Here is an 18,489-nt window from a genome sequence, read left to right on the forward strand (position 1 = left end):
CCCGAGGCACCCAGGAGGTAAAACATGGCCGAGCTTCTCCGCGTGCCCGAGGTGGCCGCCGACACTGCGGAAGTCGTGCTGTCGACCTGGCAGCTCACCGAGGGCGCCGCGTTCGCCGAGGGCGACGCGCTCGTCGCGGTCGAGACCGACAAGGCCGAGGTCGAGATCAGCGCTGATTCCGCAGGAGTGCTGCTGAAGACCCTGTACGAGCCCGGTACCGAGGTCGCCGTCGGGGCCCCGATCGCGGTGCTCGGCGCCGACGGCGAGCACGTCGCGGACGTCGATGCCCTGCTGGCCGAGCTGGGCGTCGCGGTCGCGCGGCCGGCGGAAACCAAGCAGGTGGTTCGGCGGGAGATCCCGGAATCCCGGCCTGCACAGGCACAATCCGCCGACCGCGGCGGCCGGATCTTCGCGAGCCCGCTGGCCCGGCGGCAGGCCAGGGAAGCGGGTCTGGACCTGGTCGAGCTGACCGGCACCGGCCCGGGCGGCCGGATCGTGCGCCGCGACATCGAGGCCGCCATCGCCGCACGACGGCAGGAGCCGCCGGAAACCTCGCCGCAGGCCGAATCCTCGCAGCCCACACCGCATTCCGATGCGTACGAGGACGTTCCGCACAGCCGGATGCGCAGGGCGATCGCGGCCCGGCTCACCGAGAGCAAGCAGACCACCCCGCACTTCTACCTGCGGGCCCGAATCCAGGTCGAAGCGCTGCTGGCACTGCGCGAGCAGGTCAACTCGACCGGCCCGGTGCGGGTCTCGGTCAACGACCTGCTGATCAAGGCGGTCGCCAAGGCGCATGCCGCGGTGCCGGAGATGAACGCGATCTGGCTGCCCGACGCCATCCGCCGATTCCACCACGTCGACGTCTCCGTCGCCGTCGCGACCGGCGGCGGGCTGGTGACGCCCGTGCTGCGCGGGGTCGAGGACATGCCGGTCTCGGCGATCGCCGGGCGGATGCGCGAGTACGTCGACAGGGCCAAGAACGGCGGGCTCCGCCCCGAGGAGCTGCAGGGCGGTTCGATCACGATCTCCAACCTGGGCATGTTCGGGGTGGCGGAGTTCGACGCCATCATCAACCCGCCGCAGGCGGCGATCCTGGCCGTCGGCGCCGTCCGGGAAGAAGCGGTGGTCCGCGACGGCCAAGTGGTACCGGCCAAGGTGATCGACGTGGTGCTGTCGGTCGACCACCGGCCCGCGGACGGCGCCCTGGCGGCCAAGTGGCTCGACGCGTTCACCAAGACCGTCGAAAACCCCCTGCAGATCCTGGTCTGATCGACGCCTTCCGGGGCCGGCCGATGAGCAGGCCCCGGAAATGGTTCCCCGAAAGGGAATCTCATTCGATCACAACAGGTTCTTGACAGCTCGTCCCTACCATTCCGGCACATGAGATCACGCACCCTGGCGGCCGTGCTCGCGGCGAGCGCCGCGCTGACCTGGGCACCCGCCGCGCACGCCGCCGAAACCCCCGTCGTGTCCACCGCCGACGTCCTGCCGCACCTGCAGGAGTTCCAGCGGATCGCGGATCGCAACGGCGGCAACCGGGCGCACGGCACCCGCGGGTACCAGGAATCCCTGGACTACGTGAAGGAACGGCTCGACGAAGCGGGTTTCCGGACCTCCGTCGAGGAGTTCGAGCACGACGGGGCCAAGGGCTACAACCTGATCGCGGACTGGCCGGGCGGCGACGAGGACCAGGTGGTGCTCCTGGGCGCCCACCTCGACAGCGTGCCCGCCGGCCCGGGGATCAGCGACAACGCCACGGGTTCGGCCGCGATCCTGGCCACCGCGCTGGCCGTGAGCGAGGCGAACCCGGCCCCGGCCAAGCACCTCCGGTTCGCCTGGTGGGGCGCGGAGGAACCCGGGCTGATCGGCTCCGCGAAGTACGTGGCGGCGCGCCCGCCCGAGGAGCTGGCGAAGATCGCGGTGTACCTCAACTTCGACATGACCGGCTCCAAGGGCGACCGGCAGTGGCTGGTGATCCACGCGGGCGCGCCCGCGACCGACGTGTTCGAACGCCACTTCGCTGACCAGGGCATCCCGACATTCGACATCGGCGTAGGCGGCTCGGACCACGAGTCCTTCGACGCGGCCGGGGTGCCGGTGTCCGGGTTCACCAACGGCATCGGCGCGTGCATCCACGACGCCTGCGACACGATCGACAACGTCGATCCGGAAGCCGAGGTCATCAGCACGAACGCCATCATCCAGGCGGTCTGGAGCGTGGCCGGTGCGTAACCGACTCCTCGTGACGGGCGCCGTCGCCGGCGTCCTGGTGCTGGGCATCGCGACCGCGTCGGCCCAGCCCGGCAGCGGTGGCCTGGGCGACCCGTACTTCCCGGCCGACGGGAACTCCGGCTACGACGTGACCCGCTACGACGTCGGCATCAGCTACGACCCGGCCAGGCCGGGCTACCTGGAAGGCGACACCACGGTGACCGCGACTGCGAGCGCGGAGCTGGACGGCTTTCACCTCGACCTGTCCGGATTTCAGGTCACCGAGGTGTCCGTCGACGGCGTCGCCGCGAAGTCGTTCGGCCGCGCGGGCGAGCACGAGCTGGTGATCACCCCCGCCAGCCCTATCGCCGCGGGTGCTTCGTTCGCCGTGCGCGTCCGGTACTCCGGGCTGCCGGGCGGTGGCGGCTGGCACACGTTCCCCAACGGCGGCGCCAACGCGTTGGGCGAGCCGCATTCGGCCACGTCGTGGTACCCGGCCAACGACCACCCGTCCGACAAGGCCGCGTTCCACCTGACGGCCACCGTCCCCGAGGGCTGGACGGTGATCGGCAACGGGCTGCCTGGCGAGACCACCACCGCCGACGGCAAGGCGACCTTCCGGTGGCACGAGGACCAGCCGATCGCGACCTACCTCACGACGGTCGCGATCGACAAGTTCACCGTGCGCACGTCCAAGCTCTCCGACGGCACGCCGGTCATCAACGCCTACTCCCCCGGCACGCAGATCGACCCGGCCACCGAGGAGCAATACGTCGAGATCATGGACGTGCTGGCCGAGAAATTCGGGAAGTACCCGTTCTCCTCGGCGGGCAGCATCGTGCTCGGCCAGAGCTCGGGGGAGAACCCGGGCGCACTGGAAACCCAGACCCGGCCGACGTACTTCGGCTCCGTTTTCGACTTCTCGCTGCTGCACGAGAACACCCACCAGTGGTTCGGCGACAACGTGTCGTTCACCGACTGGCGCGACGGCTGCATAGCCGAATGCGTCGCCCAGTACTCCGTCCAGCTGTGGCAGGAGCACAACGGCGTCGACATAGACAAGTCGTTCTATGAATCCACTGTGGAGGAAGCGAGGAACGATCCGGATTTCTGGTCGGTGAAGCTGTACGACCCGGGCCCGGAGAACCCGCTGCACCAAGCCCTGTACGACAAGGGCTCGCTGATGGTGCACGCGCTGCGCCGGAGCATCGGCGACGAGGCGTTCTTCGGCACCCTCCGGCAGTGGCAGGCCAGGTACGCGGGCGGCAACGCCTCCTGGCCACAGTTCGAGGAGCTGGCGGCGGAAGTGTCCGGAAAGGACCTCGACGGCTTCTTCGAAGCTTGGGCGCACAGTACGACGATCCCGCCTGACCAGTACCTCTACCCGGCAGGCCGCTGACCGCCGAGCCTGCCGGCCGACAGCGGCACCGGTTTCTATCACACCTGTGATAGTGTGCGGCAATGCCAGCTCGGATCGACCTCGGACAGCGCAGCGAGGACGTCATCGAGGCGGCTTTCCGCAGGCATTGTTGTACTGCAAAGGGAGATCAGTTGTGCCCGCGTGGCTGTTCGCACTACTAGCAGCGGCTTTCGTCTTCTACACCGATGATTACGTGATCGCGGGCGTTCTGCCGGAGATCGCGCGAGATCTGGGTGTCAGCGAGGCTCACGCCGGACAGCTGGTGACCGTCTTCTCCCTCACCGTCGCTCTCGTCGCGCCGATCGCCGGAGTCACCCTGGCCCGGGTGTCCCGCCGGTACCTGTTCACCGTCTCGTTCGTGATCTTCGTCGTGGCGAACCTCTTGGCGGCCACGACGACCAGCTTCGGCCTGCTGGTGGCCCTGCGCGTCGTGGCGGCGATCGCGGCGGCGGCGTCCACCCCGGCGGTGTTCGCCTACGCCGCCGAGCGAGCCCCGGAAAGCCACATCGGCAGGTACGTCGCAGTCGTGGCGCTCGGCGTCACGGGCTCGATCGCGGCCGGCGTCCCGATCGGTACCTGGATCGGCGGTCATTGGGGCTGGCGAACGACATTCGTCTCGATGGCGGTGGCCGGAGCCGCGGCGCTGGCATTCTTGCTCGCAACCCTCCCTCGCGAGCGCGGCGAGGCCGGCGACGTGCCGAGCATCCCCGAACAGTTGCGCGCCCTCGCCAGCGCGCCGGTATCGCTCGGGCTCATGGCGAACTGCGCGCTCATGACCGGATCGATGATGATGTTCACCTACACGGCCCCCTACCTCGACGCGGTGAGCGAGGCCGACGTCGATCAGCGCGCACTCGCGTTCAGCTCCTCCGGGGTGGCCGGCATCGTCTGCATCTGGGCAGGCGGAAAGGCCACCGACCGGTGGGGTTCGGACCGCACGCTGGTCGCCGGGATCAGCACCTTCACCGGCATCATGGTGCTCTTGGGCGTGCTCTGGTTCGCCCGCCCCGTACCGTTTTCCGTCCTCCTCGTGGTGGGGACGATCTGGGGCGGCATGGCCTTCTGGAATTCCCCGGCGATTCAAGCGCGCCTCCACCTGCTCGCCGGACCGGCCGCACCGCAGGCATTGGCGCTCAACACGTCGGGCACGTACCTCGGAGTCTCGTTGGGCGGAGCCATCGGAGGCTTGACCCTGAGCAGCCTGGGGGCCGGACTGCTGCCGGCCGTCGCGGCAGTCCTCGGACTGAGCGCATTGGCGCTGCTGGCGCTCGCGATCGGCGCCGCGAAGAAAACGCCGAGCGGTGCGGCAACTGCAACGGAACGCTGAACCCCGCAACGGCGCGGGCCTCGACGTTCACGCCATGCCGGACCTGACGCCGTGGGTGCGCCACGTGCAGCACTTCCCGCTACCCGGCAGGCCGCTGACCGGCGCGCGGGGCCGTGAGTCTTTGGGGCGCCACAGACTCACGGCCCACGCCCGCCCCTTCAGAGCCAGACGAGGCGGAGGTCTCGGATCAACGAGAAGCATTCCAGCGCGCCTTCGGCGGAGTCGGAGTTGCCGGTCCAGCCGTGCGGGCTGACGAACACCGCGCCCGGACCGTCGGCGCCGGGAGCACGGCGAAAGTCCAGGCCCCACAGGTAGATCCGCGCGTCGGTGACCCCATCACCATCGCGCGCGACTTCGCACAACGCGAACTTCCTCGGCTGGTGAGCCCCGGCCAGGTCCTCCAGCACTGCCGGAAGCTCGTCCTCATCCCAAGGGCCCAACGAAAAACGCCGCTCCAACATCCCGACTCCCATCTGCCGATCAACCTGCAAGAAGGTTAGCGAGAAACTTGCTCGTTAACAGTCGCTGATCCAGGTGATCGATCTTCCGGTAACCGATTTGGGTGCAGCGGGGTGCCAAGATGAGCAGCATGGCGATGTCCCCGGACCCGAAGGTGCTCAAGATCCAGATCGGGATCGAGTTGCGCCGCTTGCGTGAGAACGCAGGTCACACAGCAGCCGAAGCAGCAGAGGCCCTGGGCGGCGCGGTACCCAAGATCAGCAAGATCGAGAACGGCAAACAGGCCGCCACACCAGAAGAAGTCGAGAAGCTGGCCGACCTCTACGGCACACCAGCGAAACGCCGGAAGTACTTGGCGAACCTTGCGGCACAGGTCCCGAAACGCAGCCGTCGCCGGACCATGTACCGCGACGCCGTACCGGACTGGGTTCAACGATTCTTCGCCCTGGAATCCGAAGCCACCGAGATGAAGATCTACGAAGTAGAGCTCATCACCGGGCTCTTCCAGATCGAGGACTACGCACGGGCCACGCTGCTCGCATGGGAGCCTGCGGCCGACCCACGGCTCGTGGAAAGCCACGTCAAAACCCGGATGGAACGTCAGGCCGTGCTCGCGCGGACTGACCCGGCGCTCGATCTGCATGTCGTGCTCAGCGAGTCAGCATTGCACCGCGTGCAGGGCAGCCAAGACGTGATGGCGCGACAACTCAACCACCTGCTTGAAGTCTCAGAGCTGCCGAACGTCCGGCTCCAGGTCCTGCCGTTCGACGCCAATCGCATCGCCGTCACTTCATCGGCAGCATTGATGCATCTCTCCGACCAGCAACTTTCGACGGTGTACCTGGAGGACTTCCTCGGCGCCACCTATCTGTGGGAGCCGGAGGAATACACTCGGTACAGCGTCATCTTCGAGCGACTGAGCAACGCTGCACTGCCTGTCCCGAAGACCCGACAACTCATTGCTCGCGTGCTCAAGAAGTACCGGTGACCACCGGGAGGAACAACGATGTCGGCCTTAGCTCTTGAGAATGCCGCTTGGCGCAAATCCAGCTATAGCCAGGGCAACGGCGGCGTGTGCGTCGAGGTTGCTGTTCAGCCGGCTGTCGTCGGTGTTCGGGACTCGAAGGATCCCGATGGCCCGGTGCTCGTCTTCGATTCCGGCTCCTTCGCGCGGTTCCTCGGCACCTTGAAGGGTTAGGCACGCAGAATTGCCCGGTCAGAGCTCGTGAGTGGTTTGGAGTGCTATGGCGCTCCAAACCACTCACGACCCGTGACCTGCGGATAGCTCTGCCCGAAGGCTCCAGAGCCAACTTCCGGAGGATTGCGCGCGTGCCGGGGCTGCCGCACGCTACCCGAGGGATCGCCGCCGCCACCGCGCTGGGCCGCGGCGCACTCGGTGGCTAGGAGGGCTGATGGTGCAACCGGAGCAGAGCATGCGGCCGACGCTGCTCGGCGTCCGGGTTCCCCGCATCGAGGACGACCGCCTGGTCACCGGGCGCGGCCGGTACATCGCCGACGTCGTCCTGCCCGGCATGGTCGAGGCGGCGTTCGTCCGCAGCGACGTTCCGCACGCGCAGGTGCGCGGCGTCGACACTGCGGCCGCGCTGGATTCCCCTGGGGTGCACGCGGCGTTCTCCGGCGCGGACCTCGACGTTCGCGCCGTTCCGGACCTGATGCCGTGGGTGCGGGGTGTGCAGCACTATCCGCTGGCGCGCGACCGGGTGCGCTTCGTCGGCTGCCCGCTGGCGGTGGTCGTCGCCGACGACCGCTACCTCGCCGAAGACGCCGCCGAACTCGTCGACGCCGACCTCGAACCGCTGCCCACCGTCGACACCGCCGAGGACGCCCTCGCCGAGGACGCGCCGCTGCTCTACCCGGAATGGGGCGATAACCTCCTGCTGTCGATGCCCGCCCCGGAGAACCCGGCCGTGGACGAGGCGTTCGACCGGCTGCGCACGATCAGCGGCACCTACACCACGCACCGCCACGCGGCCGTGCCCATGGAACCCCGCGGCGTCGTTGCCGAGTACCGCGACGACCGGCTGACGGTGTGGACCTCCACCCAGGCCGCCTTCATCGTGCGCTCGATGCTCTCCCAGGTGCTGGGCCTGCCGGAACGCGACATCCGGGTGATCACGCCCGACGTCGGCGGCGGATTCGGGCAGAAGAACGAGGTCTACCCCGAGGACTACGTGATCCCGTGGCTGGCGATGCGGCTGCGCCGCCCGGTGCGCTGGCTCGAAGACCGCCACGAGCACCTGATCACCGCCTGCCACGCCCGCGACATGCGCATCGAGCTGTCCGCCGCGGTCCGCGACGACGGCACCATCGCGGCGCTGCGCGGCCGGGTCCGCACCGATCTGGGTTCCGGCGAGGTGTTCCCCGGCGGGTTCGGCCCCAGCCTGGTCGCCGTCGGTTCGCTGTGCGGGCCGTACCGGATTCCGCACCAGTGCGTGGCGGTGCAGGGCGTGGTCACCAACAAGACGCCGCTCGGCGCCTACCGCGGTTTCGGCATGCCGGAGGGCACCTTCGCCATCGAGCGGCTGGTCGACAAGATCGGGCGCGAGCTGGGCATCGATCCGGTCGAGCTGCGCCGCCGGATGATCCTCGAGCCGCACGAGCTCCCCTACGAGACCGCCGCCGGTGCCCGGCTGGACTCCGGCAGCCACCGCGCGGCCTTCGACCGCGCCGTCGAGATCGGCGAGCGGCTGCTGGCCGCCGAACGGGAACGAGCCGAGCCCGGCACGCACCTCGGCGTCGGCTACGCCACCTACATCGAAGGCGTTGCCGCCAGCGCGTTCTCGATCACCGGCACCTTCAGCGGGCAGGACTCCGCGGACGTGCGCTTCGACGCCGACGGCGGCGTCACCGCGGCGGTCGGCATCTCGGCCATGGGCCAGGGCGCGCACACCACGGTGGCCACCCTCGTCGCCGAGGAGCTCGCCCTGCCGATCGAGCAAGTGCGGGTGGTGATGGGCGACACCGACACCGCCCCGTTCGGCCTGGGCAGCTGGGCCAGCCGCGGCGCCGTCGTCGCCGGCGGCGCGATCGCGCAGGCCGCCGAAGTGTTGCGGCGCAAGGGAACCGAGATCGCCGCGCACCTGCTGGAAGCCGCGCCGGAAGACCTGGAGCTCGCCGACGGCGGATTCCAGGTGCGCGGCAGCCCCGGCAGCTCGGTGCCCTGGGAGCGGGTGGCGCGGGTGGCGCTGACCCGCACCTTCGAGCTGCCGCCAGGCGTAGCGCCCGGGCTCGACGCGCGCGCGAGCTACGAGCCGCCCGGGATGGACCACGTGCCGCGTCCCGACGGGAAGATGAACGCCTCGACCACGTACACCAATGCCGCGCACGCCGCGGTCGTCGCGGTCGATCCCGCCACCGGCGAGGTGCAGGTGGTGCGGTACGCGGTCGTGCACGACTGCGGGCGCGTGATCAACCCGCTGACCGTCGCCGGGCAGATCCACGGCGGCGTCGCGCAGGGCATCGGCGGCACGCTCTACGAGCAGCTGCCCTACGAGGACGGCCAGCCGCTGGCCACCACGTTCATGGAGTACCTGCTGCCCACCGCATGCGAGATCCCGGACATCGCAACCGAGGAGTTGTGCAGCCCGGCACCCGAAACCCCGTTCGGGATCAAGGGCGTCGGCGAGGCGGGCATCATCGGCCCGCCGGCCGCGATCGTGCGCGCCGTCGAGCACGCCCTGGAACCGCTCGGGGTGGCCGACATCGACACCACGCCGCTGACGCCATCGGTGGTGCGGCGGCTGATCGAGGAGGCCGCGTCGTGAAGCCGCCACCATTCGACTACGTCCGCCCCGACAGCCTCGGCGAAGCGGTGCGGCTGCTCGCCGCTGACGAGGACGCGAAGGCCCTCGCCGGCGGGCAGAGCCTGATGCCGATGATGAACTTCCGGCTCGCCCGCCCGAGCATCCTGGTCGACATCGGACGCCTGCCGGAGCTGAGCGAGCTGCGCCGCGAGGACGGCGTGCTGGTCATCGGGGCGGGCGTACGGCAGCGGGCCGCCGAGACCTCGCCGCTGGTGCGGCAGGCCTGCCCGCTGCTCGGTCAGGCACTGCGCCACGTCGGCCATCACCAGATCCGCTCCCGCGGCACCATCGGCGGCTCCCTGGCGCACGCGGACCCGGCGGCGGAGCTGTGCGCGGCAGCGTGCGCCCTGGACGCCGAGGTCGTGGTGACGGGCACCGGCGGCCGACGCACCGTGCCCGCCGCCGAGCTGTTCGTCGCGCCCTACCAGACCTCGCTAGCCGCCGACGAGATCCTCACCGAGGTGCGGGTGCCGATCCGCGACGCCCGCCACGGCTTCGCCGAGATCGCCCGGCGGGCCGGGGATTTCGCCCTCGCAGGCGTGGCCGCGGTCCTGGAGTTCGACGGCGGCACCGTGACCCGCGCGCGACTGGCCGGTCTCGGCATCGGCGGCACGGTGAGGAGGCTGCCCGAGGCTGAAAAGGTCCTGCGCGGGCGGGCGCTCGACGCCGATGCGATCGGTGCCGCAGCAGGCGCCGCCGCCGACTCCGCCACGCCGCCCGACGACCTCCACGCCGATCGGGAAACCCGCCGCGCCGCACTGCGCGCGGCAGCACAGCGAGCTCTGGAGCAGGTGGCGCATGACTGACGTCCCGGCCGCGAACCGCGAGATCGCGCTCACCGTCAACGGTCGCGAGGTCCGCCGCCTCGTGCCGGTGCGCCGCCTGCTGGTGGACTTCCTGCGCGACGACCTCGGCCACACCGGCACCCACGCCGGCTGCGAGCACGGCATCTGCGGCGCGTGCACGGTCCTCATCGACGGCGAGCCCGCGCGTTCCTGCATCACGCTGACCGTGCAGGCCGAGGGCACCGAGGTGACCACGGTGGAAGGCCTCACCCCCGACGGGGGCTTGAGCCCGATGCAGCAGGCATTCAAGGACTGCCACGGCCTCCAATGCGGTTTCTGCACGCCAGGATTCATCGCGACGCTGTCCGCCGCCGATCCCGGCGAGCACCCCGACGACGAAGCCATCCGCGAACTGCTGTCCGGGAACCTGTGCCGCTGCACCGGCTACCAGCACATCGTCGACGCCGTCAACAAGGCCTGGGGCCGGGACTAGAGCTCGTAATAGGGGCTGTTTGAGAACTCGTTTGCGTAGTGGTGGCTCCTCGTTGGCTGGTGTGAGGTGAACGGCCCGTTCGTCCCGATAGGCGAGGTGAACAGGCCGTTCGCTTCACCTACCTGACGCCGGTGGGCACCAGCTGGTGTGAGGTGAACGGCCCGTTCGTCCCGATAGGCGAGGTGAACAGGCCGTTCGCTTCACCGCATTGAAGGCACAAGCCGCCCTACCACGACCCCACACCACCACATCCCAAACAGGCTCATAACAGCCCGGCTCAGAGCGATTCGAGGAACGCGAGCGCGACCGACCACGCCTCCGTGGTGGCCTCCGCGTCGTAGTCCGGCAGGTCCGGATCGGTGAACAGGTGCCCGGCGCCCGGGTACTGGAAGATCTCGACGTCCGCCCCGGCCCGCCGCATCTGCAGATACCAGGAGTTCAGCCAGTCGGCCGTCTCGAACGGGTCGGGGTCGGCGACGTGCAGCTGCACGGGCAGGTCGTCGACGGCCGCGTTCTCGGCGATGTCCGAGGTGCCGTGCAGGAGCAGCAGGCCGCGGGCCTTCTCGTCGGCCAGCGCGAGGTTCTGCGAGATGGCCGCGCCCAACGACAACCCGGCGTACACCAGCCCCTTGTCGCTGTGCGGGGCCGCCGCCTGCACGGCGCGGCGCAGCAGCTCGTCCCGGCCGATCTCCTCCGTGATGCGCATGCCGTCCTCGACCGTCTCCGCGGTCCGGCCGTCGAACAGGTCGGGGACGTGCACCTCGTGACCGGCCACGCGCAGCCGCTCGGCGGCGGCTTGCACGGCGGGCCGCAGGCCGAACGCGGAATGAAGCAACAGGATGTCCACGGGGACATCCAATCAGCCCGCCGCACCCAGGGCCCGGGACGGGCACCGGCGCCGAATCATTGCAATAGTCATTGACACAGTCGTCGATGTCATCGATCCTGGTACCTGTTACTCGCGTTAGCAGGTATCGCCGGGTAACGCGAGACCACCGCCGCCACCGTCGCAGGGAGCGCCCATGACCGGCAGCATCGCCCGGGACCACGGAACGCCGCCGCAGTCCGACCGCGCCGATTTCGCGGACCGGCTGCTGCGCTCCTCGGAGATCCTCTCCTACGACCCGGTCCAGAAGGTGGACTGGGAGACGCCGCTGGACACGAGCTACCACGGCACGAGCCCCGAGTGGAGCACGCTCTACGGCACCTCCTACTGGAAGGAGATGACGCCGGAGCAGCAGCGCGAGCTGACGCGCCAGGAGGCCGCGTCGGTGGCGAGCACCGGCATCTGGTTCGAAATGATCCTGCAGCAGATGGTGCTGCGGGACTTCTACGCGAAGGACCCGACCGATCCCGCCTTCCAGTGGGCGCTGACCGAAATCGCCGACGAGTGCCGGCACTCGATCATGTTCGCGCGCGGCGCCGCGAAGCTGCGCGCCCCGGCGTACCGGCCGACGCGGTTGGTGGTGGAGCTCGGCCGCGTGTTCAAGACCGTCGCCTTCGGCGAGGCCGCCTACGCGGCGATCCTGGTCGCCGAGGAGGTCCTGGACGTCATGCAGCGGGACTGGATGCGCGACGAGCGGGTCGTGCCGTTCGTCCGGACGGTGAACAACATCCACGTCGTCGAGGAATCGCGGCACATGAAGTTCGCCCGCGAGGAGACCAAGACCCGGCTGGAGGGCGCGGGCCGGCTGCGGCGGCAGATCACCGCGGTCGTGGTGGCCGGCGCGTCGTACTTCATCGTCACCAGCATGTGGAACCGCAAGGTGTACGAGAACGCCGGGCTCGACCCGAAGCGGGCCATCCGCGAGGCGAAGGCGAACGAGCACCACAAGTCGATGCTGCGCTCCAGCTGCGCCGGCCTGATGGAGTTCCTCAGCTCCGCCGGGCTGCTCACCAAGGCGTCGCACTGGTTCTACAAGCGCGCGAACCTGATCTGAGCCCATGGCGTACGCGATCACCCAGACCTGCTGCAACGACGCGACCTGCGTGAAGGTCTGCCCGGTCAACTGCATCCACCCGACGCCGGACGAGCCGGACTTCGGCACCACCGAGATGCTCTACATCGACCCCGCCTCCTGCATCGACTGCGGCGCCTGCGCCGATGCCTGCCCGGTCGAGGCGATCTTCCCGGTGGAGCACCTGACCGCGCCGCTGCAGGCGTACGCCGAGGTCAACGCCGCCTACTACGCGGGCGCGGAGCCCACGGCGGAGACTGCCGATCCGGCGCCGAACTTCCACCGCTGGGGGCCGCCGGTGTTCGGCCGCGCCATCCCCAGCGACTTCGCGCCGCTGGACGTCGCGGTCGTGGGCACCGGCCCCGCGGGCATGTACGCGGTGGAGGACCTGCTCCTGCGCACCAATTCCCGGGTCACGCTGATCGACCGGCTGCCCGTCGCGGGCGGGCTCGTGCGCTACGGCGTCGCGCCCGACCACCCGTCGACGAAGAAGATCGGCGAGACCTTCAGCCGCTTCCACACCCACCCGCGGCTGCGGCTGCGCCTGGGCGTCGAGGTCGGCAGGGACGTCACCGCTGCCGAGCTCGCCGCCCGGCACGACGCGGTGATCTACGCCGTCGGCGCCTCCTCGGCGCGCCGGCTCGGCATTCCCGGCGAGGACCTGCCCGGCAGCGTCGCCGCCACCACCCTCGTGGGCTGGTACAACGGGCACCCGGACGTCCCGGCCGACGCGATCGACCTCTCGGCGGAGCGGGTGGTCGTGGTGGGCAACGGCAATGTCGCGCTCGACGTGGCCAGGATCCTGACCGCGGATCCGGTGGCCTTGGAAGGCACCACCATCTCCCCCGCCGCGCTGGCGCAGCTCCGGTCGAGCAAGGTCCGCGAGGTCGTGCTCCTCGGCCGCCGCGGCCCCGAATCCGCCGCGTACACGACGCCGGAGCTGCTCGCGCTCACCCAGCTCGACGACGTCGAACTCGTCGTGGACGGCCACGACGCGCAGATCGGGGCGGCCATCGAGACGGCACCCGCCGGCGGCAAGGCGAGCCTGCTCCGGGGCCTCGCGCGCGAGGCCGTCGACTGGTCCGCGCCTCCCCGGCACGGGCGCCGCCGCATCGTGCTCCGCTTCCACTCCGCGCCGGTGGAGATCAGCGGCGACACGCAGGTGCGCGCGCTCCGCGTTACCGGCCGCGCCGACGAGGTGGAGATCACCGCTGGCCAGGTGGTGCGGGCGATCGGTTACCGGGGCACGGAACTGCCCGGCCTGCCCTTCGACGAGGACACCGGCACCGTCCCGCACGCGGACGGCCGGGTGGACGGACGGCCGGGGACCTACGTCGTGGGCTGGATCAAGCGCGGCCCCACCGGCGGCATCGGCGCCAACCGGACGTGCGCCCGGGAAACGGTCGACGCACTGCTCGACGACGCCATCGCCGGCCGCCTCCCGGCATCGCGCTGAGGCGGCCTCGCCGGACCCGCGGCAGGGGTTTGCCCCACCCCGCCGCGGGTCCGGCGAACTCCCGGGACTCGTAGAATCCGAGGGCAACGGTAGTCGCGAAGGCGAAGCAGCGATGTCCTCGAATCTGGGATCGTCCCAGCAGCAGCACTGGCAGGCGGCCTACCGGGACCATCCCCACATGTACGGGGACGCGCCCTCGGAACCCGCGCGCTACGCCGCCGAGCTGTTCCGCACCCGCGGCGCGCGTTCCGTGCTCGAACTCGGCGCCGGTCACGGGCGCGACGCCAGGCACTTCGCCCGCGCCGGTTTCACCGTGCACGCCACCGATTTCAGCCCCGTCGGCCTGCAGCAGCTGGCCCAGGACGCCGAGCGGGACGGGCTCGCCGAGCGGATCACCACCGCCGTCCACGATGCGCGCGAGCCGCTGCCGCTACCCGACGAGAGCGTGGACGCCGTGTTCGCGCACATGTTGCTGTGCATGGCTTTGTCCACAGCGGACATTCGCGCGCTCGTCGGCGAGATCGGGCGGGTCCTGCGACCCGGCGGCACGCTCGTCTACACCGTCCGCCACACCGGCGACGCGCACTGGGGCGCCGGAATCTCGCACGGCGACGACATCTACGAGCACGGCGGTTTCGCGGTGCACTTCTTCGGGCGGGCCCTCGTGGACGACCTCGCCGCCGGCTGGCGCCTCGACGGGGTCCACGCGTTCGAAGAGGGCGAACTGCCCCGCCGACTGTGGCGCGTCACCCAGACCCGCCCGTCGAGTCCTCAGTAGACGGATCAGGCGCTTACGAGCGGCGGCGAGGTTTCCCTCGCTTGGGAGCGCCGGAACGCGGCTGCCGGTTGCCACCGGCCGGCTTGCGGGCGGCGGCCTTCTTGCCGTCGCCTTCGGGACGCTTGCGCTTCGCCTGCGCCGGGGCCGGTGGGCGTCCGCGCGTGCTGTTGACGGTCCGCCCGCGGACGATCCCGATGAACTGCTCCATCAGGTCGGTGGTCTCGTCCTCCAGCCACGACAGCGCGACCCGCGACTGCGGCACGTCGACGATCGGCCGGTAGGTGAGGTCCCGGCGGTGGTGCAGCCGGGCGAGCGACTGCGGGACGACGAGCAGGCCCACGCCGGCGGCCACCAGCTGGATGGCGTCCGCGGTCGTGGCCGGGCGCTCGATCGCCGGGCGGCCGGGCGGCCGCTCCCAGTCGAGGGTGTCGTCGAGCGGGTGCAGCACGAGCTCGTCGGCGAGGTCGTCGACGGACACCTCTTCGGCCGTGGTCACGACGTGGTCCTTCGGGACCACGACCACCGTCGTCTCGGTGTAGAGCGGGATCGCGTGCAGGCCCTCCCGGTCCGTCGGCAACCGGAGGAGGACCGCGTCGGCGTCACCGGCCCGCACCAGGCCGGCGGCTTCGGCGGCGGTCACCTGCACGAGGTGCAGCGGGACCTCGGGCGACCGCTCGTGCCAGGTCCGCGCCCACTTGCCGGGCGTCACCCCCGGCACGTATGCGAGCGTGAACGAGGGTTGTCCGTCCGAGCCTGTCACGTGGCCAGGCTACCGGGCGTCGTCGCAGGTAGTGCGCACCCGGTCGATACCCTTGAGGGCATGACGTCGCAGAAGACTCCCCAGACGATGAAGCCCGCGACCGCGGCGAAGAAGCTGAACGTGTACCTCGAGGCCACCCCCGCGGAGTTCCAGGAGGGTGTCGTCTCGCGCGACGAGTTGAACGCCCTGCAGACCAGCCCGCCGGAGTGGCTGCGCGAGCTGCGGCGCGACGGCCCCCACCCGCGGCAGGTCGTCGCGGCGAAGCTGGGCGTCTCCATCGGCGGCCTCGCGCGCGGCGGGGTCACCGAGGCGCTCACCACGGAGCAGATCGAGACGTTGAAGGCGGACAACCCCGAGTGGCTCCAGCAGGAGCGCGCCACCCAGGCGGATGTCCGCAAGGAGACGGCGCGCATCAAGGAGAAGGCGGCCGAACGCCGCCAACGGCGTCCCTGACGCCGACCACCGGCGCCGCCGGCGGGGTCGGGCGGCGCCTCCGCGGTCTCACCAGCCGCGGGCACCGTCCCACTGCTCGCGCAGGAGGTCCGCGTGGCCCGCGTGGCGGGCGGTGTCCAGGGCGACGTGGCAGAGCGCCCAGCGGAGCGTGTAGTCGTCGGCCGTCTGGGCGCCGGTGCTGTCCAGTTCCAGATCGTCGATGATGCGGTCGCTGTCCCGGCACGCTTCGCGGTAGCGGGCCAGCAGATCGGGCAGGGACTCGTCGGCGGACGTGATCCAGTCGCCGTCGGGGTTCTGCGGGTCGAACGGCATCGGCACGTCCCGGCCGCCGAGGACGACCTGGAACCAGTGCTGTTCCACGGTGGTCAGGTGCTTGACGATGCCCGCCAGCGAGGTGTTCGAACGCGTCGGGTTGTACCGGGCGCCGTCTTCGGAGAGCCCGGCCACCTTGCCCAGGATGGTGTTGCGGCCGAACTCCAGCCAGGCCTGGAGCATTTCCTTCTCCCCGAGCCCGTGCTTCGGGATCCGACGCTGCGGAGCGTCTGCGCAAACCGGAACGTGCTGCGCCATGTGCGTCTCATCTCTGCTTGCCTGCAACGGGAAAACCGAGCGCGGGTCGGCGGCGGACGAACGGCGCGGATCACGATCGCCTCCCAGAGTTCGTCGCACCAGACCGCACTCGACCGACATTTTCGAATGTCGGTGACGCTCACAGCTTATGATCACAAGCTAGAGTCTGTCCATGGCATTGGAATCAAAGGAAGCCAAGGGGTGAAGGTGGCGGAAGAACCGGACGCGGTCGACCACGCGCTGCTGGCCGAACTCCAGGAGGACGGCCGGATGACGCACGCCGAGCTGGGGCGCCGGGTGGGGCTGAGCGCACCCGCGGTGGCCGAGCGGCTGCGCCGGCTGGAGCGGCTCGGCGTGATCACCGGCTATGCCGTCCGGCTGAACCCCGCGAAGCTGGGCTTCCACGTCGTCGCGTTCATCCGGCTGGCCGCGTTCGGCACCGAGCCCGCCGAGGGCTCGATCGACCGGCTGACGGAGATCCCGGAAGTCCTGGAGTCGCATCACGTCGTCGGCGACGACTGCTGGATCTTCAAGGTGGCGGTGCCGGATGTCGGCCGCCTGGAGGAGATCCTCGGGTCGATGACCGCGCTGGGCCGGACGACCACCTCGATCGTGCTGTCCTCCCCGGTGACCGGGAACAAGCTCCCGATCTCCGGCGAACCCGCCGGCTGACCGGGCAGGACACCGGCTCGGCCGGCCCGGAGCCGGGCCGGCCGACGCGATCACGCGGTCGGGGCTCCGGCGACGCGGCGCTCCCCGCCGTTGCGCGCCTGCCATTCCCGGTAGACGTCGACGGCGGCGTCGCGGGGGTGGTAGGTCATCGGCAGGCGGCGCTCGTCCCAGTCCCTGGCGAACTCGCCGTAGAAGGTGGTGAGCTCGAAGTACTTCCGGTCGTCCACGTAGTGCGGCTCGTAGTCGTCGCGGGTGGTGAGGAAGACCACCTCGTCGGGGCTGCAGTAGTACAGCGAGCCCAGGCACATCGGGCACGGGTGCGCCAGGACGTAGATGGTGGCGCCGGTGAGGTGCTCGGTACCGAGCTTCGTGCAGGCCTCGCGGATGGCGAGGATCTCGGCGTGGGCGGTGGGGTCGCCGGTCTGGGCCACCTTGTTGGGGCTTTCCGCGACGATCTGGCCGTCCTTGACGATCACCGTCGCGAACGGGCGGCCGCCCTCGGCGACGTTCTGCCGCGCGAGGTCGATGGTGCGCTGTGCGAAGTCCACAGGATTCCTTCCTCCGGTTGCGCTGAGCGTTTTTCATCCTGGTCGGCCTGCAGTCGCGGGCCGCAAAGCTGCACGTCGACGGGATATCGCATGCGCCACAGGCGCATAACCCACCCACGACACCTGCACCGCCGCGGGTTCTCAGGGGCTTCCTGGCGAGGACGGCCCCTCCGCCGCGTATTGGACATACATCAGGAGGGGCACCCACAGACCAGGAAGCCTCTGAGGTTCCGCCACCCGCACCGCCACCCAAAACGAGGCTGGAAAAACCTCACTGGTTCGGGTCCGCCTCAGAAGGGCTTGGTCGGCAGGTACTTGCCGTCGAGGGTGATCACGGCGCGCTCGCCGCCCTCGGGGTCGGCGACCTTCTTGACGTCCAGCCGGAAGTTGATGGCGCTGATGATGCCGTCGCCGAACTGCTCGTGGACCAGGGCCTTCAGGGTGGTGCCGTAGACCTGGAGCATCTCGTAGAAGCGGTAGATGGTCGGGTCGGTCGGGACACCGCCGTCGATGGAGCCGCGGGTCGGGATGGTCTGCAGCAGCATCGCGGCGTCGTCGTCGAGGCCCAGCAGTTCGGTGACGGCCTTGGCCGCCGCCTCCGGCAGGGCGTGCTGGCCGAGGACGGCGGCGGTGACGAAGGCCGTCGACAGGCCGGCGGCCTCGGCGATCTGCTGCCAGGTCAGGTCTTTGCGGGTCTTGGCCTCCACGGCGGCCGCGGCCACGGACTGGCGGGCGGTGGGGTCGAACTGGGCGTGCGGCATGGGGCGTGCTT

20 protein-coding genes are annotated in these 18,489 nt (G+C 70.2%); 14 read left to right on the forward strand and 6 right to left on the reverse strand.

The annotated features are described in order from the left end of the window. Positions 1–24 precede the first annotated feature (24 nt). From E1288_RS11205 to E1288_RS11220, 4 genes are all read left to right on the forward strand, one after another. Positions 25–1,272: a 2-oxo acid dehydrogenase subunit E2 gene (locus E1288_RS11205; RefSeq protein ID WP_132484020.1), complete on the forward strand. Its 1,248-nt coding sequence runs from the start codon at positions 25–27 to the stop codon at positions 1,270–1,272. Between the two features lie 111 nt (positions 1,273–1,383). Then, positions 1,384–2,235: a M20/M25/M40 family metallo-hydrolase gene (locus tag E1288_RS11210; RefSeq protein WP_132484022.1), complete on the forward strand. Its 852-nt coding sequence runs from the start codon at positions 1,384–1,386 to the stop codon at positions 2,233–2,235. Continuing rightward, entirely contained in the window at positions 2,228–3,613 is a 1,386-nt protein-coding gene (locus tag E1288_RS11215; RefSeq protein ID WP_132484024.1) for a M1 family metallopeptidase, read from the forward strand. Before E1288_RS11210 ends, E1288_RS11215 begins: the two co-directional genes overlap by 8 nt. Before the next feature lie 154 nt (positions 3,614–3,767). After that, positions 3,768–4,961 (forward strand): MFS transporter, encoded by a 1,194-nt coding sequence (locus E1288_RS11220; RefSeq protein WP_132484026.1) that lies wholly within the window; start codon positions 3,768–3,770, stop codon positions 4,959–4,961. 158 nt (positions 4,962–5,119) lie between these two features. Here the strand turns inward: E1288_RS11220 and E1288_RS11225 are convergent, their stop codons facing one another. Next, a complete protein-coding gene (locus E1288_RS11225; protein WP_132484028.1) occupies positions 5,120–5,401 on the reverse strand; it encodes a hypothetical protein in 282 nt (93 codons plus the stop codon). A gap of 140 nt (positions 5,402–5,541) precedes the next feature. Here E1288_RS11225 and E1288_RS11230 point away from each other — a divergent pair, with 140 nt between their 5' ends. The 5 genes from E1288_RS11230 (at position 5,542) to E1288_RS11250 (ending at position 10,522) form a co-directional block, all read left to right on the forward strand. Next, positions 5,542–6,408: a helix-turn-helix domain-containing protein gene (locus tag E1288_RS11230; RefSeq protein WP_235883481.1), complete on the forward strand. Its 867-nt coding sequence runs from the start codon at positions 5,542–5,544 to the stop codon at positions 6,406–6,408. An 18-nt stretch (positions 6,409–6,426) separates the two neighbouring features. Continuing rightward, positions 6,427–6,618 carry a DUF397 domain-containing protein gene (locus E1288_RS11235; RefSeq protein ID WP_132484030.1) on the forward strand — a complete coding sequence of 64 codons (192 nt, stop codon included), beginning with the start codon at positions 6,427–6,429 and terminating at the stop codon, positions 6,616–6,618. 214 nt (positions 6,619–6,832) lie between these two features. Beyond that, the gene (locus E1288_RS11240) at positions 6,833–9,205 is read left to right on the forward strand and encodes a xanthine dehydrogenase family protein molybdopterin-binding subunit (RefSeq protein WP_132484032.1); all 2,373 of its coding nucleotides are present in this window, start codon (positions 6,833–6,835) and stop codon (positions 9,203–9,205) included. Continuing rightward, entirely contained in the window at positions 9,202–10,050 is an 849-nt protein-coding gene (locus E1288_RS11245; RefSeq protein WP_132484034.1) for an FAD binding domain-containing protein, read from the forward strand. The genes E1288_RS11240 and E1288_RS11245 overlap by 4 nt, the downstream gene beginning before the upstream one ends. Continuing rightward, the gene (locus E1288_RS11250; RefSeq protein WP_132484036.1) at positions 10,043–10,522 is read left to right on the forward strand and encodes a (2Fe-2S)-binding protein; all 480 of its coding nucleotides are present in this window, start codon (positions 10,043–10,045) and stop codon (positions 10,520–10,522) included. Before E1288_RS11245 ends, E1288_RS11250 begins: the two co-directional genes overlap by 8 nt. A gap of 277 nt (positions 10,523–10,799) precedes the next feature. On the opposite strand, the gene E1288_RS11255 is transcribed toward E1288_RS11250, so the two are convergent. After that, a complete protein-coding gene (locus E1288_RS11255; protein WP_132484038.1) occupies positions 10,800–11,369 on the reverse strand; it encodes a dienelactone hydrolase family protein in 570 nt (189 codons plus the stop codon). 175 nt (positions 11,370–11,544) lie between these two features. On the opposite strand from E1288_RS11255, the gene E1288_RS11260 reads away from it, so the two are divergent. From E1288_RS11260 to E1288_RS11270, 3 genes are all read left to right on the forward strand, one after another. Then, complete coding sequence (locus E1288_RS11260; RefSeq protein ID WP_132484040.1) at positions 11,545–12,462, forward strand: AurF N-oxygenase family protein; 918 nt, start codon at positions 11,545–11,547, stop codon at positions 12,460–12,462. A 4-nt stretch (positions 12,463–12,466) separates the two neighbouring features. Continuing rightward, positions 12,467–13,936 (forward strand): FAD-dependent oxidoreductase, encoded by a 1,470-nt coding sequence (locus tag E1288_RS11265; RefSeq protein WP_132484042.1) that lies wholly within the window; start codon positions 12,467–12,469, stop codon positions 13,934–13,936. Between the two features lie 112 nt (positions 13,937–14,048). Beyond that, positions 14,049–14,714 carry a class I SAM-dependent methyltransferase gene (locus tag E1288_RS11270; protein ID WP_132484044.1) on the forward strand — a complete coding sequence of 222 codons (666 nt, stop codon included), beginning with the start codon at positions 14,049–14,051 and terminating at the stop codon, positions 14,712–14,714. 13 nt (positions 14,715–14,727) lie between these two features. Here the strand turns inward: E1288_RS11270 and E1288_RS11275 are convergent, their stop codons facing one another. After that, positions 14,728–15,474: a LysR family transcriptional regulator substrate-binding protein gene (locus E1288_RS11275; protein WP_132484046.1), complete on the reverse strand. Its 747-nt coding sequence runs from the start codon at positions 15,472–15,474 to the stop codon at positions 14,728–14,730. 60 nt (positions 15,475–15,534) lie between these two features. Here E1288_RS11275 and E1288_RS11280 point away from each other — a divergent pair, with 60 nt between their 5' ends. Next, on the forward strand, positions 15,535–15,927 hold the full coding sequence (locus E1288_RS11280) for a DUF5997 family protein (RefSeq protein WP_132484048.1): 393 nt from the start codon (positions 15,535–15,537) through the stop codon (positions 15,925–15,927). A gap of 48 nt (positions 15,928–15,975) precedes the next feature. Here the strand turns inward: E1288_RS11280 and E1288_RS11285 are convergent, their stop codons facing one another. Continuing rightward, positions 15,976–16,497, reverse strand: a complete 522-nt coding sequence (locus tag E1288_RS11285; RefSeq protein WP_165968072.1) for a DinB family protein — start codon at positions 16,495–16,497, stop codon at positions 15,976–15,978. Between the two features lie 207 nt (positions 16,498–16,704). On the opposite strand from E1288_RS11285, the gene E1288_RS11290 reads away from it, so the two are divergent. Continuing rightward, a complete protein-coding gene (locus E1288_RS11290) occupies positions 16,705–17,169 on the forward strand; it encodes an Lrp/AsnC family transcriptional regulator (protein ID WP_235883482.1) in 465 nt (154 codons plus the stop codon). A gap of 50 nt (positions 17,170–17,219) precedes the next feature. Here the strand turns inward: E1288_RS11290 and E1288_RS11295 are convergent, their stop codons facing one another. After that, positions 17,220–17,717, reverse strand: coding sequence for a nucleoside deaminase (locus tag E1288_RS11295; protein ID WP_132484054.1), 498 nt, complete (start codon positions 17,715–17,717; stop codon positions 17,220–17,222). 290 nt (positions 17,718–18,007) lie between these two features. After that, entirely contained in the window at positions 18,008–18,478 is a 471-nt protein-coding gene (gene cynS, locus E1288_RS11300; protein WP_132484056.1) for a cyanase, read from the reverse strand. Between the last annotated feature and the right edge of the window lie 11 nt (positions 18,479–18,489).

Origin of the sequence: Saccharopolyspora elongata (genome assembly GCF_004348985.1) — a bacterium.
GTDB classification, from domain to species: Bacteria; Actinomycetota; Actinomycetes; order Mycobacteriales; family Pseudonocardiaceae; genus Saccharopolyspora; species Saccharopolyspora elongata.

Bases quoted from the DNA above. Each gene is read 5' to 3' on its own strand.
- E1288_RS11205 (WP_132484020.1), top strand. From the start codon at position 25: ATGGCCGAGCTTCTCCGCGTGCCCGAGGTGGCCGCCGACACTGCGGAA.
- E1288_RS11210 (WP_132484022.1), top strand. From the start codon at position 1,384: ATGAGATCACGCACCCTGGCGGCCGTGCTCGCGGCGAGCGCCGCGCTG.
- E1288_RS11230 (WP_235883481.1), top strand. From the start codon at position 5,542: ATGAGCAGCATGGCGATGTCCCCGGACCCGAAGGTGCTCAAGATCCAG.
- E1288_RS11235 (WP_132484030.1), top strand. From the start codon at position 6,427: ATGTCGGCCTTAGCTCTTGAGAATGCCGCTTGGCGCAAATCCAGCTAT.
- E1288_RS11240 (WP_132484032.1), top strand. From the start codon at position 6,833: ATGGTGCAACCGGAGCAGAGCATGCGGCCGACGCTGCTCGGCGTCCGG.
- E1288_RS11250 (WP_132484036.1), top strand. From the start codon at position 10,043: ATGACTGACGTCCCGGCCGCGAACCGCGAGATCGCGCTCACCGTCAAC.
- E1288_RS11260 (WP_132484040.1), top strand. From the start codon at position 11,545: ATGACCGGCAGCATCGCCCGGGACCACGGAACGCCGCCGCAGTCCGAC.
- E1288_RS11265 (WP_132484042.1), top strand. From the start codon at position 12,467: ATGGCGTACGCGATCACCCAGACCTGCTGCAACGACGCGACCTGCGTG.
- E1288_RS11270 (WP_132484044.1), top strand. From the start codon at position 14,049: ATGTCCTCGAATCTGGGATCGTCCCAGCAGCAGCACTGGCAGGCGGCC.
- E1288_RS11280 (WP_132484048.1), top strand. From the start codon at position 15,535: ATGACGTCGCAGAAGACTCCCCAGACGATGAAGCCCGCGACCGCGGCG.
- E1288_RS11285 (WP_165968072.1), bottom strand. From the start codon at position 16,497: ATGGCGCAGCACGTTCCGGTTTGCGCAGACGCTCCGCAGCGTCGGATC.
- cynS (WP_132484056.1), bottom strand. From the start codon at position 18,478: ATGCCGCACGCCCAGTTCGACCCCACCGCCCGCCAGTCCGTGGCCGCG.